We start from the raw sequence: 14,511 nt of genomic DNA on the forward strand, positions 1-14,511 counted from the left end.
GTTCCCCTTTATCCAAGATGTATATACTTTTCCCCGCTATTTGCGAGCTCATAATCAACGGGACATACATCCTCTCATTGATTACAGTTTCACTTTACTATCATACTAAATTTTCAGCATATTCTCATTAAAAATAAAAAATCCCTTTCATTCTTTTTACAAATGAAAGGGATTTTATGTCATATCACTCATTTTGCTGTTCCTACTCCATTTAAAACATACTTTGTAATAACTGCATATACAGCAACTGTACCTGCTACTAATGCATATACCATACTCATACACCAACCTTTTTTGATAATGATTATCACTTTTGAATACATTTTATCATTAAAGAGAATCATTATCAACACTTTTTCATAAAGAAAGCCCCTTATAATAAGGAGCTTTACTGCCTGTTTTGAAGAAGATTAAAACTTGTTGTGCACTCTTATTATATCTCATACTACGCAACTTAATAGTTAAAAAAAATGGAAATCTACCCTATACCCTCCATCTTACATTTTGTATAATAAAAGGGAATTACTTAACAAGGAGGAAAATAATGACACAAAATATTACGCAAGGCGAGAGGATACACTCCATCGATATTATTAGAGGAATAGCTGTACTAGGTATTTTTCTTGTAAACTGGCCTGTTATCGCTGGGATTGACTCACGTGATCTTTCCGGAATTTATGAGGGGCTAGATAGCTATATCCGTCTATTTTACGATATGTTTATTCAAACAAAGTTTTATACTATCTTTTCATTTTTATTTGGCCTAGGCTTTTACATTTTTATGACTCGTGCTGAAGCGAAAACAGATCGACCAAAAACTTTATTTGTTCGTCGCTTACTTATTTTATTATTATTTGGTTTCTTACATTACGTTCTTTTATGGGACGGAGACATTTTACATACGTATGCAATCGCTGGATTTTTCTTATTTTTATTTTATAAGAGAGAACCTCGCATAATTTTAATATGGGTCATCTTTTTATTAAGTATTTTTCAATTTCTTATGCTAATTGCTAGTATTGGTATTGCCTTCATGCCAAAGGAGGAACTTGGGTTATCCTTACCAATCATGCCACTTGAAGACTGGGTGTCACAAATACAAAATCGTTTCCATGCATTTTATGCTGATGGAATTGGACTAAACGTATTCATGCTCCCAGAAACGGTTGGGCTATTTTTACTTGGTTTATATGCCGGTAAAAAGGATATTTTCCGCCGTACGAAAGAGTTAGATCCAAAGCTTAAAAAATGGCAAATTATTATGTTCATTTTAACATTGCCAATGTGGTTCTTCATGGTCCGTTATTTCTTATCAAAACCATCTTATGAACCAATTTATATGCAGGCCTTTACAATGTTTAGCGGAAAGACATTATTCATCTTCTACATTTTCACGCTCATGCGTTTATTACAAAAAGAAAAATGGCAAACATTATTACGTCCATTCCAATACGTTGGTCGAATGGCGTTAACAAATTACATCTCACATACAATTGTTACGTTACTTGTATTCGGACTATTGTTCAAAAATAATTATCTTGCTCCATTATGGGTAGGACCACTATTCTGCATCGGTTTCTACACGTTGCAAATCTTTATTAGCCGCTGGTGGCTGTCACGTTATCAATACGGGCCACTTGAGTACATTTGGCGTCTTGGTACGTACGGGAAAATGATGCCACTTAAAAAGAAAAGCAAGGTCTCATAACGAGACCTTGCTTTTTACGCTTCTCTTACTGCACTTTGTATAGAAACTGGCTCTTCTTTTACTTTCGCTTTACGCTGCGGCACCATATTAAATACAATATTTAAAAGTACTGCTGACGCACTTCCAAGTACAATTCCGTTATCTGTTAAAATACGAATATTTTCAGGAAGTTGTGAGAATAAAGTAGGAACGACTGTAACTCCAAGCCCAATCCCAACAGAACATGCAACGATTAATAAATTTTCTTGTCTTCCAAAATCAACGCTACTTAACATTTTAATACCATATGCCATTACCATACCGAACATTGCTAACATTGCACCGCCAAGTACTGATTTCGGAATAATTGTTGTAATGGCTGCGATTTTTGGAATGAACCCAAGAACGATTAACATACCACCACAAGTATAAATAATAACGCGATTTCTTACTCCAGTTAATTGAACAAGTCCTACATTCTGAGAGTATGTTGTATATGGGAACGCGTTGAAAATACCACCTAACACCATCGCTAATCCTTCTGCGCGATAGCCTTTTGTTAATTCTTTTTCACCAATCTTTTTATTGCAAATATCAGATAATGCAAAGTAAACACCTGTTGCTTCCACAATCCCTACGCAAGCAACTAAAATCATCGTAATAATTGGCGTCAATTCAAATGTTGGTGTACCGAAGTAAAATGGCTGAATACCATGGAACCAATCAGCCTCTCCAACCGCTTGCAAGCTTACTTTCCCCATAAATGCCGCAACGATTGTACCGAACAATAGACCTAGTAAAATAGAGATCGAACGAATAAATCCGTCAAAAAAACGATACATAATGATGATAAATAGTAACACACCAAATGCTAATGCTAAATTTTCAAGACTACCGAAATCCTTGCTTCCTACTCCTCCAGCCATATCATTAATTGCTGCTGGAACAAGTGTAACTCCAATTACGGTAACGACAGATCCTGTTACAACTGGTGGAAACAGTTTTACAAGCTTTCCAAATAATTTCGCAAAAATAACAACGAATAACCCGGCAGCAATAATTGCTCCATAAATAGAAGACACGCCGTATTGTTTTCCGATTGCAATCATCGGCCCAACCGCTGTAAATGTACAACCAAGTACAACTGGAAGTCCAATACCGAAAAAGCGATTTGATAATGCTTGTAAAATTGTCGCAACGCCGCACATTAATAAATCAATTGAGACTAAGTATGTTAACTCTTTTTGATTTAAACCAAGTCCGCCGCCGACAATAAGCGGAACGATAATTGCGCCAGCATACATAGCAAGCATATGCTGCATACCAAGCGATGCGATTTTAAATGGATGTTGCTTCATCGTTTATTTCACCTCCGCAGTTTCTTGCTGTACAAATGTAACTGTGCCGTTATCAAGTGATGCAATTTCTGCTAGTGACTCAACACGAACTCCTTGTTCACGAAGCTTCTTTCCTCCATCTTGAAATGCTTTTTCAATAACAATACCAATTCCTGCAATACTCGCTCCAGCTTGCTCTACTAAACTCATTAAACCTAAAGCAGCCTGACCGTTTGCTAAAAAGTCATCAATAATTAAAACACGGTCATTTTCATCGATATGATTTCGAGATAATGAAATTTCATTCGTTTCTTGTTTCGTAAATGAATATACGTTTGCAACGTACATATTATCTTGTAACGTTAACGATTTACGTTTTCTTGCAAAGATTACTTTTACACCAAGCTCTAATGCAGCCATAACTGCCGGTGCAATGCCTGAAGATTCAATCGTTACGATTTTTGTAATGTTCTCTTCTTTAAAACGTTTAGCAAATTCTTTTCCGATCTCTTGCATAAGTACTGGGTCAATTTGATGATTCAAAAATGCATCTACCTTTAATACGTCACCAGATAAAACCTTTCCTTCGTTCAAAATCTTTTCTTGTAATACTTTCATGTTTGTTCCCCCTCTTATGCAATAAAAAACTCCAAAAGCCGCCACCACTCGTTACAAGTGAGAGACGCGCTTTTGGAGTTTCGCAAAAAAGAATGCTAAACAAGCAAATATATTCGTCCTCACTCATAGTCAAAGTATTTACGGTACTTCGGTAGAAACTTGCAGGCCATATCCCCGCGATTATATGAGTGTAGCTAACTATTTATTTTATAGAAGGATTATAACGCACTTTTTATACTTTGAAAAGCATTTATCAAAAAAACACGTACAAAATTTTAAAAACCACTGTTTTCGTTCGAGTTTTGTAAACTCTTACATAACATTTCAAAGCGTCGTTAAAATAATCGGCCCCTCTTTTGTAATCGCAATTGTATGCTCATATTGAGCTGATAATTTCCCGTCCATCGTTCTCGCAGTCCATCCATTTAAATCTACTTTAGAATATCGCATACCTACATTTACAATTGGCTCAATCGTAATTACCATTCCTTCCTGTAATTCTGCACCTTGTCCTTGTTTGCCAAAATGAAAAATCGCTGGTTCTTCATGAATCTCTTTCCCAATCCCGTGCCCCGTAAAGTCTCTTGCGACAGAAAAACCTTCATTTGCTACATAACTTTCAATTGCATAGCCAATGTCTCCTACATGATTACCGATTATCGCCTGATCAATTCCTTTATATAAAGCATTCTCAGCTGCTAACAATAACCTTTTCGCTTCATCAGAAACACTTCCAACTATATACGTCCATGCAGAATCTGAGAGACCACCTTTTAAGTTTACTACCATGTCGATTTTCACAATATCTCCTTCCTGTAAAGGTGCATCACTAGGGAAACCGTGACACATTTCATCGTTTACAGATGCGCAGATTGCGTATGGATATCCGTTATAACCTTTCTGTTCAGATGTTGCACCATGCATTTCTAAATATGCTTCAACAAACGTATCAATTTCTTTTGTCGTAATACCTGGCTTTATCATCTTCGCAATTTCTCTATGACATGAAGCAAGTAATTTTCCAGATTCGTGCATCAAATCTATTTCATTTTTCGTTTTAATTGTAACCATGCTACCTCTCCTTGCTAAACCTGCTATTTGCTACTAAAGTTCAATCATACACATCCTCTGTCAAAATTTCAAAACTCCCAATTACAACAAGTACAAAAATATGTATCCTATATTTCTAAATCAAAATAAAAATAAAAAAACAGAAGCTCCCCTCTGTTTCTTAATCATTTTTACATATATAATTCATTTTCAAAAACTCAAAACAACTACCATTTGTTTTCTGTATATATGTTCCAATTGCTTCAAATCCTGCTCTTTTATACACTTTAATTGCTCTTTTATTAAATGTCGCTACTGATAGTGTTATATCATTGCACCCGTATTTTTCTTTACTAAAAGCTAGTCCGGCGTTTACGAACTGTAAACCAAATCCATTTCCGGTTATATCAGGTCTCATTCCAAGACCTATATCAACCGTTCCATTATTTATTTGACAAACAGTAAAGAACCCAATAAGAGTGCCATTTTCCTTCACAGAAAATGCATGATCTCCTCTACTCTCATCATGTAAAAACTCAGCTAAATCTTCTTCATCTGCCCCTATATCGTAAAAGGAATATCTCCCTTCATAATGCCAGTTATATGCAATTTCTTCTGCTTCTTCTTGCGTCATTACTGTATATGTATAATCCATTCTCCCATCCCCTTTAAAAAAGAGCTGCAATTAAGCAGCTCTTTTTTATAACTCATAGATTTCTTTATACTTCGCTTCTAAATAATCTGCTAAGTAGTTTGCGTTTAATCCTTCGCCTGTCACATCTTCTAAAATTTCCAGTGGCTTTTTCGTTTTACCGTATTGGTGAATATTTTCTGTTAACCATTCGCGAATTGGCGTTACGTTTCCTTCTTCTAATAATGCATCAAAGTTTGGAATGTCATTTAACATTCTTTGCTTAAATTGCGCTGCATACATGTAACCAAGCGCATAAGATGGGAAGTATCCAAATGAACCACCAGCCCAATGGACATCTTGCAATACACCTTGTGCATCGTTTTCCGGACGAATTGCTAAATATGCTTCCATCTTATCATTCCAAGCCGTTGGTAAATCCTTCACTTGTAATGTACCATCAAATAATTCTTTCTCAAGTTCATAACGAACCATGACGTGAAGCGGATATGTAAGCTCATCTGCTTCTATACGAATAAACGATGGCTTCGATTCGTTAATCGCATCATAAAACTCATCTACTGATATATCATTGAATTGACCATCGCTATACTCTTTTAATAAATCATAATTTTTCTTCCAGAATGATTTATTACGACCGATAAAGTTCTCAAAGAATAGTGATTGTGACTCATGAATACCCATAGATGTTCCACTACATAGCGGTGTACCTTCAAATTTTTCTGCAATATTTTGTTCGTATACTGCATGACCACATTCATGAATTGTTCCAAACACAGCCATGCGGAAATCTTTTTCATCATAGCGTGTCGTAATACGAACATCCCCTCTATTTAATGTAATCTCGAATGGATGTACCGTTTCATCAAGACGACCTGCTTCAAAGTCATAATTCAATTGCTTTAATAGCTCTAATGTAAAGTTTTTTTGTTTTTCTTTTGAAAAATGTTCTGATAAAGCACTTGTCTTTAATCTCTTTTGTGACTCCGATATTTCTTTTACGAGCGGAACGATACGTTCACGAAGTTGACCAAATACGTGATCTAACACTTCTACTGTAATACCTGGCTCATACATATCTAATAATGTATTATATTTATATGTTTCGTAACCCCAATATGTAATAAATTTCTTTTTGAATTCAACAATTTTTTCTAAGTATGGACGGAACATTTCGAAATCAGATTTTTCGCGAGCTTCTTCCCACACACTTTCTGCTTTCGCTTCTAATTTCACATATGCCTCGTATTCCGCTTGTGGAATTTTCTTATTTCTATCATATTCTTTACGACACTCTTCAACCATTTTCTTCGTCGTTTCAGATAGTTTATCTTCACTTATTAAAGCTTCAAGCTCTGTTAAATAGTTCCCCATCTCATCTGAAGTCGACATGGCAAACACTTCTGATGAAAGCATACCAATTACTTCCGAACGCTGGTCTACACCCTTTTTAGGCGCACCTGTTCTCAAGTCCCAAAACATTAAGCTTAATGCTTCTCCGTAATTCTGTATTTTCTTCACATATGTTAAAAATTGTTTTTCTACTTCATATGTAGCTACTGTCATCGTATAAAAACCTCCCTTTTCTACCTCAAACTTAATTCGACATGGAAATCTAAATTCCTTTTATAATAGAAAAAAAGCTTGGCAAGCGCCAAGCTTTCTCCTTATAATTCTTTACCTTCTACTGGTAGTACGTTTTTCACCGCTTCTACCACTTTCTTATCTTCTGTATCAGATAAGAAGATCGATATAGCACCTTTATCGTCGCTCGTACGAATTAAACGGCCAATCCCTTGACGAAGACGTAAAATCATATATGGTACATCTACATCCCAGAATGGGTCATTTACATGTTTACGCTTTGCTTCAAACACAGGATCGTTTGGAGGGAATGGTAATGACCAAATAATAACATGTGATAATGATGAACCAGGAATATCTAAACCTTCCCATAAATGTACGGCACAAAGCACAGTCTCTTCTTCATTTTGGAAACGAGAAACGAGCTGACTAATTTCTTGATCCCCTTCATATAAGAACGGAACTGACATTTGCTCTTTACTTACATATTCTTTAAACGCTGCAAGCTCTTGCGTTGTACGGAATAATACAAGCGTACGTCCATTTGTTTTCTGTATATTTTCAAGTGTATATTGACACTTTCTTTCCCATTCATTTTCTTTCGTATGTGATAGTAAGTTTACTGCCATTTGCTCTTCATAATCAAACGGTGAGGCAACTGAGAATGATAAGTAATCTTTTACCCCTAGGCTATTTGCTGTAAATGCGAATGAATCGTTATTAGATAGCGTAGCAGAAGAGAAAATATACGGGATTTTCTTCGAGAATACTTTCTCTTGTAACACTTCTTCAACTGCACGTGGCATGATCACTAACGTGAAGGCTCCATCACCTTCTTCACCCCACGTAATTACATTTTTCTCGTGCATGAACAGACGAAGTGAATGTTCTAACACATCTAAATGTTCATCAACGATATTTAAGTCATACGTGTTTACTGTATGCATTTCACTTTCAAATACTAATGCATCACCGACTTCACCAATTTTCGCATAAAGTCGCTTCGCTTCAGCTGTTACTTTTTCTGTCACAGTAATTTCTAAACGATCAGAACCGGCGATTTCCTTTTTATGTTCTTGTAAAACATCAAAGAATCGCTCTGTTTGCCAAATTGTTTCTTCTACTAAATGTGCGAACTCTTCACGAATATCGTTTTGCAACAATCTTGTTAACAGTTGCTCCATCATCGTTTGCTTTAAACGATACGTTAAAGCTTTTTGAGCTGCGTATTCTACAAGATGTCCTTCATCGAATACAACGCAGCTACTTTCTGGTAATAACGGAATTTGTCCTTCACGCTTACGAGCATCGTACGTCCAAATATGATCCATATAGAAATCTTGAGAACAAATAATTAAATCTGCTGCTTTACGATAATGCTCGCGAGAAAGCGTTTGACCACAACGATGACGAGAATCACAAGTGAAGCAATCTTGGAAGTAATCCCAATTTACTTTTGACCATTCCTCATCATTTAAAAGCGGAAATTCTTTTCTGTCACCGTAGTGAGTAAAGTTTTGCATCGTACCATGATCAAATACAAACTGCGGTAATTCATAATATACATCCTCAATTACTTCTGGAGCTCGTCCACTCATAACATCTTCAAGCTTACGTAAACATAAATAATTATCCATTGATTTCGCAAGTCTTACATCGACTGCTAAACCTAATGCTTCAGATAATTTAGCAATGTCCCCTTCTTCTTTCACAAGTTGCTCAATTAACGTTTCATCAGCACAAGCGATAATAGCTGGTTTTCCAGTATAACGTGCATAGCAAATTGCATATAGAAGATATACAATTGTTTTCCCTGTTCCTACACCCGCTTCTGCGAACATTACTTTCTTTTCTTGGAAAGCACGCTCTAATTGAAACGCCATAAAAATTTGTTCATCACGCTCTTCAAAGCCTTTTTCCGGAAGGATGTCGTAAAATACATCTCCAATCCATTCATTCAACTTATCATAAAAATTATCTTGTTTTCCTACTTCAAATGGTAATCTCTTCTCAGTAAACATCCTTAGCCTCCAACCAAAAAGTTTTTCTATAAAAAGATATAGTAACTGCTACTCATATGTGTGCAGCCACTTTCCCCTGTTGCCATACATAGAAATACACGAAAAAAAATTTTCCTTTCGAAAAAGGAAAATTTTCTTCTATATTAATGACTTTAAATACCGTTTATCAATCGCTGTTTCATGTGAAAGAGCTGACAAATATTCTTCTTGTGCTTTTTGTATTTCATCTACAATCACACCTTGACTATCCACTTCTTTCCCGAGCTCATCATACGTACGGTGAATAGCTTTTTGAATCATTGATAATTGGAAACTATCCATATCAGTTCCTCCTTTACGCATTACATAATAGCCAGTATATGCGCGCTGGAGGAGTTTTATACTATGAATTACGCGGTGGACGTTTTCCGAAGTATTGGTAGTAATCTGTACGGATAAATCCGTTAAACAGTTTACGTTTCTTTGATGCATCTTTTCCGTAGCACTTCTCAAATGCTTCGTAACTTGTTAATACATACGCTGACCATGTGTCTAATGGACGGAATACTTGTCCCATTTCTTTGTACAATTGTTCAACAAGCGCTTTTTCACTTAAACGTTCTCCGTATGGAGGATTCGTTACAACATAGCCATAATCCTCTTTTGTCGTGAAATCTTTTACTTGCATTTGTTTAAATGTAATTAAATCACCTAAACCTACTTCTTCTGCATTATCTTGAGCAACTCGAATCATACGATGATCAATATCTGATCCGATGATTTGCAGTGGTTGATTATAGTTCGCTAAATCTTCAGCTTCTTGACGAGCTTCACGCCAGTTTTGTTTACCGATCCAGCCCCACTCATCTGATGCGAAGCCACGGTTAAATCCTGGTGCGATATTTTGTCCTATTAATGCTGCTTCAATCGGAATTGTACCTGATCCACAGAAAGGATCCACGAAAGGACGATCTGGCTTCCAGTTTGTTAATTTAATTAAAGACGCAGCTAATGTTTCTTTTAAAGGAGCTTCCCCTTGATCCATGCGGTATCCACGTTTATGAAGCCCAACACCACTCGCATCAATTGTTAATGTTGCAATATCCTTGAGCATTGCAATCTCAATACGGAATAACGGACCATCTTCTTCAAACCAAGTTGTACGTTTATATGTTGTTTTTAATTTTTCAACGACAGCTTTTTTCACGATACGTTGGCAATCCGAAACACTGAACAACTCAGATTTTAATGATTTACCGATTACAGGGAACTCTCCATTCTCTGGAATATAGTCTCCCCAGTTTAATGCTTTCGTTTTTTCAAACAGCTCATCAAATGTTGTCGCTTTGAATTCGCCAACTTTAATTTTCACACGGTCCGCAGTACGTAACCATAAGTTCGTGCGACAAATCGCCTTTTCATCTGCTTCAAATGTTACTTTGCTGTTTTCCACTTGGCATTCATAACCAAGATCACGAACTTCTCGAGCAACTAATGCTTCAATACCCATGGCCGCTGTTGCGATTAAAGTAACTTTTCCCATTTGCATTCACCTCTTATGTATAGTCAAACAATAATTAACAGCAATTTGTCCTATTAATTATTACATTTTACGAAGAATTTTCTCATTAACCATTTTAACTCATAATTTATAACTTCATACAAATAAAAAGCCCTCCTCTAACAAAGGAGAGCTGAGTTATTTCATAGTTGGTTCATAACGTTCTGTAAGCCATGTTCTGTTCCTTTGTACTGCAAACGGCCCACGCCTCGTACTCCGGTGGCAATCATCTATCTACAGGTTATACAACCTGTCCTTTCCCATCGTTCATTTCCTTGGAAAAGATTCCCCTACCATTATTTGGGTTTCTCGCTCGTGGGGTTTACCTCGTTCCACTCCTATCATTTCTTCAAGGACTTCGTCACTGTGGCACTTTAAAGGTAGTCAAACCATATCCGAAAGGACTTAGGTTTTTTCCCTGCCGTTAAACCAGCCTTACAGCCAGAATACCCTAGCTTATGAATTGGCTAGGCACGAACACTACAGCCATCTCAGGCCGTGCGAGCATGGACTTTCCTCTACAACGTTGGCGTTGCAGCGATTACCCAAACGTTATGACATCCATTAGTATAGTGGAAACAAAAAGATTTTGCAATGTTTTTTTCTATGTAAAATGCTTTAACCTTTTTACCACCAGAAATTATTCGTATAACTTACTTCCAAATACAGCTTTTTCTAAATTAGATAGACGTTTTAAAATGTCCGTATTCGTGTTGTTATATACAGGTTGTGCAACTGGTGTTTGTACCGGTTGTTGCGGAACTTGTGTTGCCGCTACTTTCTGTTCTTCTAATTCACGTTTCAAACGAACATTTTGTTGTTTTAATTGATCAAATTCCTTATGAAAGGCTTCATAATCTTTAATAATCATATCAAGAAACTTATCTACTTCTTCTTGTTGATAACCTCTCATACCTGTTTTAAATTCTTTTTCTAAAATATCTTTCGCTGTTAATTTAATTTTATCCGAAATCATTTTCTTCACCTCAAATTTTTGCCAAAGCTTTCATTAACTAAATTTTTTCAGAAACAATGCTTTTTGTCAATCAAATATACGAGTACTATATTACATATTACTCTGCATTATTCCACTGTTCCTCTTCCATTATATCTTGTAAATCAGAAAAAAGAATGAAATAACTGTGATAATTTTCTATTTCTCCTTTTTTCTTAGCTACTTCTACAATATATTTAGGGCTTCCAGGCTTTTCTTCATCATATACAGCTAAAAGTGCATCGCTTTTTTCAATAAAAAATTGATTCTTTAATTTAAATTGCTCTGGACTTTCATACTTCCGTTTCGTAATACTATCAATGTGATCTGCTTGCGAAAGAATAAATTCGTAATATTCACGGTTATCTTCCTTCCAATTTTCTTCTTGTTCTAAAAAAGGAGTAAATACCGCTAATTTTAAATCTGGATATTCTACTTGAATCTCAAAAACAACTTCAGCAGCCCATAATTCGACTCCTAACTGGCCGCTTATAATCACCCACTCCAAACCATCTTCTACAAAAGCAGTTAATTTACGACGCAGCGCCTTTTTTATACATTCTACTCCTGGATGATCATTTTTAAATATGCCAAGTTCAAATGGCTTATATCCTGTTACAGCAACAACTTTCATATCTACACCTCAACTACAAAAAAAGAACTAGCATTTCGCTAGTTCTAACATATCATTTACTTTTTAAATATTCCACCAACGTTTGGTCCAATATTCGGACCTACTGGTGATACATTGTTTGGTAAAAATGGTGATACATTTGGTCCTGGTCCAAATGGTGACACGTTTGGTCCTGGTCCAAATGGAGATACTTGATGTCCAAAATGTCCATGATGTCCATGATGTCCATGACCACATGGTCCACATCCGCCGCCAAATCCTGGGTCAACTGGATCTACAACATTTACATTTGAGTTTGTTTGTGGGAAGAAGTTTTGGTTTTTAATTTGTTGATGATGTACATGTGTTGTATGTGTTGGGAAAATGTGTGGCACCACCGTTGTTGAAAAAGAATGTGTTACACACTGTTTCGTCGGATGAATGACAGGAGCAGTTGTACAGATAGGTCCTACAGGCTTATGCCCTCCAAAACAAGGATGACAATGATGCATAGTTTTTTCTCTCCTCTCTCGTAAAAAAAATCTGACTACACTTTACAATATGAGAAAAGAGGGAAAGCCGTTTGTTATATATACCCATTTATTAAAAGGAAATTTGTCTAGCCTTCTGCTTTATACGTAATGCTTTTTATAGACAACCCCCTATGATTACTTACCAAAAAAACCTCCAACTTGCTTTACAATACCTGTCACTTGGTTCATCGCATTCATCATTTGTCCAGCTGTATTCATCATTTTATTTACATCATAGTTACCATCTGAGTTTTTAAATTGGGAAACAAAACTAGAAAATTGACTCGGTTGCTGTTGTTGTTTTTGTTTATTCTGCGTCGGGTACGGTTGTTTTGGTGGATAAAACATCGCTTGTTGATTTCCATAGGGAGATGGTGGTGGCATATAGTATTGTGAATTCATATAGGGTTGCTGTTGTTGATCCATATAGGGCTGCTGTTGTTGATTCATAAACGAAACTTCAAATGGCTGGTAATAATTTTGATTTCCATAATGAGGCTCGAAAGGATACATATTATACCGTAAATATGTATCCGTATTATATTGGTACATATTTTGCTGTGTATATGGATTAGTTTGCTGATATACGTTTGATTGTTGAAACATGCATTCTCTCCTCCTTCACATAAGTTTCTACATATATAATATGTACCAGTAAAATAATATGTGTGACGGAGTATCTGTCTATTTTTGTCGGAAGTTTAAATTTTTAAAAAATTAAAAAAGAAAACCCTTCCATGCTATGATAATGAAGAAGAAGATTCTCATGGGGAGGAATCAACATGGTATTAGGGGATTTAAAACAAGCGTTTTCTCAAAAAAAGGGGTATTACACAGAAAATGTAAATGAATTGTTAGACTTTGCGAGACATTGGTATCTCGAAGGAAAAATAGGCATTTCAGATTACCGAATATTAATAAAAGAATTAGAAATAAACGGTGCAACAAAACCTTCAACAATGACAGAAGCATAAAAAAAACAAGAGGGTTTCCCCTCTTGTTACTTACATTGCTCAATTATATTTTGCAAAGTATACGAAATGGCTTGGTGTGTTTCAAAGAATCGCTTACCTTTGCCTTTATTTACAAAACATTGCAATACATTTGTTTGTAAATTATCGTACACTTGATCAATTTGCTGTACATGTATATACTTCGGGTTTTCTTCCTTAATCCATTTATAAGCTAATTCTTTCCACACTTTTAATTCCTCATCTACCATATCTACAAATGGTTTCATATCCTTATAAAAATCGTATTCAATCATTTCTCTTTTTTTCACATTTGCTTCATTATTATACTGCATAAGTTTTTCCGAAGATTGTATTAATGCTTCATACTTCATTTTATTCCCACCTTATTATGCACTCACTACGACGTTTTGAAATGCCTTCACCCAATTCCCTTTTTCTTCGTGATGCACTAATTTATTTTCCATATGCTCAATATGCATTTCTGTTATTTCTATCTTATTACATATTTTTTCACTCTTATCCTTCAATGCATGATTCATTCTAATCCCTATATTCATTTCCAGCAAATCGAGAGAACTTAACATTTGATCCATTGTTTTCATTACATCTTCCTTCTGAACCATCGCCATATACAAAACGCCTCCTTCTTTGCTTTTCCTTTGTCATGTAATTTCGCCGAATGATTTCTCACTCCTGCCCACATGACAAAACTAGTTGTTATTCGTCAAAGAAATCATTTTGTATGTGATTTATAGAAATGGTAACAATACAAAAAGGAGGTGTATGAAAATGGCAAAGAATAAAAACGAAAAAAAGAAAAAACAAAACAAACAAAATAAACCCGAGACTGGCAATCCAAAGTTAGATGGTCCAAACTTCCCTGCTACATAAAGTGAAACTTTAATCAG

Annotated in this window: 17 protein-coding genes, 1 other RNA gene and 1 riboswitch; of the genes, 3 read left to right on the top strand and 15 right to left on the bottom strand. The window is 35.7% G+C overall.

Going from position 1 to position 14,511, the window contains the following annotated elements:
- Positions 1 to 544: 544 nt before the first annotated feature.
- Positions 545 to 1,708: a DUF418 domain-containing protein gene (locus tag QCI44_RS20245; protein WP_353811423.1), complete on the top strand. Its 1,164-nt coding sequence runs from the start codon at positions 545 to 547 to the stop codon at positions 1,706 to 1,708.
- 14 nt (positions 1,709 to 1,722) lie between these two features.
- Here the strand turns inward: QCI44_RS20245 and pbuX are convergent, their stop codons facing one another.
- The 13 genes from pbuX to QCI44_RS20310 all read right to left on the bottom strand — a co-directional run bounded on the left by pbuX (position 1,723) and on the right by QCI44_RS20310 (position 13,235).
- On the bottom strand, positions 1,723 to 3,045 hold the full coding sequence (gene pbuX / locus QCI44_RS20250; RefSeq protein ID WP_016088588.1) for a xanthine permease PbuX: 1,323 nt from the start codon (positions 3,043 to 3,045) through the stop codon (positions 1,723 to 1,725).
- Between the two features lie 3 nt (positions 3,046 to 3,048).
- On the bottom strand, positions 3,049 to 3,642 hold the full coding sequence (locus QCI44_RS20255; protein WP_000866483.1) for a xanthine phosphoribosyltransferase: 594 nt from the start codon (positions 3,640 to 3,642) through the stop codon (positions 3,049 to 3,051).
- 106 nt (positions 3,643 to 3,748) lie between these two features.
- Positions 3,749 to 3,850: riboswitch (purine riboswitch) on the bottom strand.
- A gap of 116 nt (positions 3,851 to 3,966) precedes the next feature.
- Positions 3,967 to 4,713, bottom strand: a complete 747-nt coding sequence (locus QCI44_RS20260; protein ID WP_353811424.1) for a type I methionyl aminopeptidase — start codon at positions 4,711 to 4,713, stop codon at positions 3,967 to 3,969.
- A gap of 160 nt (positions 4,714 to 4,873) precedes the next feature.
- On the bottom strand, positions 4,874 to 5,347 hold the full coding sequence (locus tag QCI44_RS20265; protein WP_353811425.1) for a GNAT family N-acetyltransferase: 474 nt from the start codon (positions 5,345 to 5,347) through the stop codon (positions 4,874 to 4,876).
- Positions 5,348 to 5,392: 45 nt separating this feature from the next.
- On the bottom strand, positions 5,393 to 6,910 hold the full coding sequence (gene ypwA / locus QCI44_RS20270; protein WP_353811426.1) for a carboxypeptidase: 1,518 nt from the start codon (positions 6,908 to 6,910) through the stop codon (positions 5,393 to 5,395).
- A gap of 101 nt (positions 6,911 to 7,011) precedes the next feature.
- Complete coding sequence (locus QCI44_RS20275) at positions 7,012 to 8,949, bottom strand: ATP-dependent DNA helicase (RefSeq protein ID WP_016134023.1); 1,938 nt, start codon at positions 8,947 to 8,949, stop codon at positions 7,012 to 7,014.
- Between the two features lie 138 nt (positions 8,950 to 9,087).
- Positions 9,088 to 9,270, bottom strand: a complete 183-nt coding sequence (locus QCI44_RS20280) for a DUF3921 domain-containing protein (protein ID WP_000376898.1) — start codon at positions 9,268 to 9,270, stop codon at positions 9,088 to 9,090.
- Between the two features lie 61 nt (positions 9,271 to 9,331).
- Positions 9,332 to 10,471 (bottom strand): THUMP domain-containing class I SAM-dependent RNA methyltransferase, encoded by a 1,140-nt coding sequence (locus QCI44_RS20285; protein ID WP_000521222.1) that lies wholly within the window; start codon positions 10,469 to 10,471, stop codon positions 9,332 to 9,334.
- 180 nt (positions 10,472 to 10,651) lie between these two features.
- Positions 10,652 to 11,042, bottom strand: an RNA gene (gene rnpB, locus QCI44_RS20290) — RNase P RNA component class B.
- Positions 11,043 to 11,129: 87 nt separating this feature from the next.
- Positions 11,130 to 11,465: a cell division regulator GpsB gene (gene gpsB / locus QCI44_RS20295; protein WP_000622428.1), complete on the bottom strand. Its 336-nt coding sequence runs from the start codon at positions 11,463 to 11,465 to the stop codon at positions 11,130 to 11,132.
- 97 nt (positions 11,466 to 11,562) lie between these two features.
- Positions 11,563 to 12,117 carry an SLOG family protein gene (locus QCI44_RS20300; RefSeq protein WP_088083498.1) on the bottom strand — a complete coding sequence of 185 codons (555 nt, stop codon included), beginning with the start codon at positions 12,115 to 12,117 and terminating at the stop codon, positions 11,563 to 11,565.
- Positions 12,118 to 12,173: 56 nt separating this feature from the next.
- Positions 12,174 to 12,608, bottom strand: a complete 435-nt coding sequence (locus QCI44_RS20305; RefSeq protein ID WP_016134022.1) for a CotD family spore coat protein — start codon at positions 12,606 to 12,608, stop codon at positions 12,174 to 12,176.
- Between the two features lie 156 nt (positions 12,609 to 12,764).
- Positions 12,765 to 13,235, bottom strand: a complete 471-nt coding sequence (locus tag QCI44_RS20310) for a YppG family protein (protein WP_098986213.1) — start codon at positions 13,233 to 13,235, stop codon at positions 12,765 to 12,767.
- Positions 13,236 to 13,411: 176 nt separating this feature from the next.
- Between QCI44_RS20310 and QCI44_RS20315 the strand changes: the two genes are divergently transcribed.
- Complete coding sequence (locus tag QCI44_RS20315) at positions 13,412 to 13,603, top strand: YppF family protein (protein ID WP_088083495.1); 192 nt, start codon at positions 13,412 to 13,414, stop codon at positions 13,601 to 13,603.
- Positions 13,604 to 13,629: 26 nt separating this feature from the next.
- Here the strand turns inward: QCI44_RS20315 and QCI44_RS20320 are convergent, their stop codons facing one another.
- Positions 13,630 to 13,974 (bottom strand): YppE family protein, encoded by a 345-nt coding sequence (locus tag QCI44_RS20320; protein WP_016088611.1) that lies wholly within the window; start codon positions 13,972 to 13,974, stop codon positions 13,630 to 13,632.
- 15 nt (positions 13,975 to 13,989) lie between these two features.
- Complete coding sequence (locus tag QCI44_RS20325; RefSeq protein ID WP_001252039.1) at positions 13,990 to 14,232, bottom strand: hypothetical protein; 243 nt, start codon at positions 14,230 to 14,232, stop codon at positions 13,990 to 13,992.
- Between the two features lie 85 nt (positions 14,233 to 14,317).
- On the opposite strand from QCI44_RS20325, the gene QCI44_RS20330 reads away from it, so the two are divergent.
- Entirely contained in the window at positions 14,318 to 14,494 is a 177-nt protein-coding gene (locus tag QCI44_RS20330; RefSeq protein ID WP_001982922.1) for a hypothetical protein, read from the top strand.
- Positions 14,495 to 14,511: the final 17 nt, after the last annotated feature.

The organism is Bacillus cereus group sp. RP37 (assembly GCF_040459695.1).
Taxonomy (GTDB): domain Bacteria; phylum Bacillota; class Bacilli; order Bacillales; family Bacillaceae_G; genus Bacillus_A.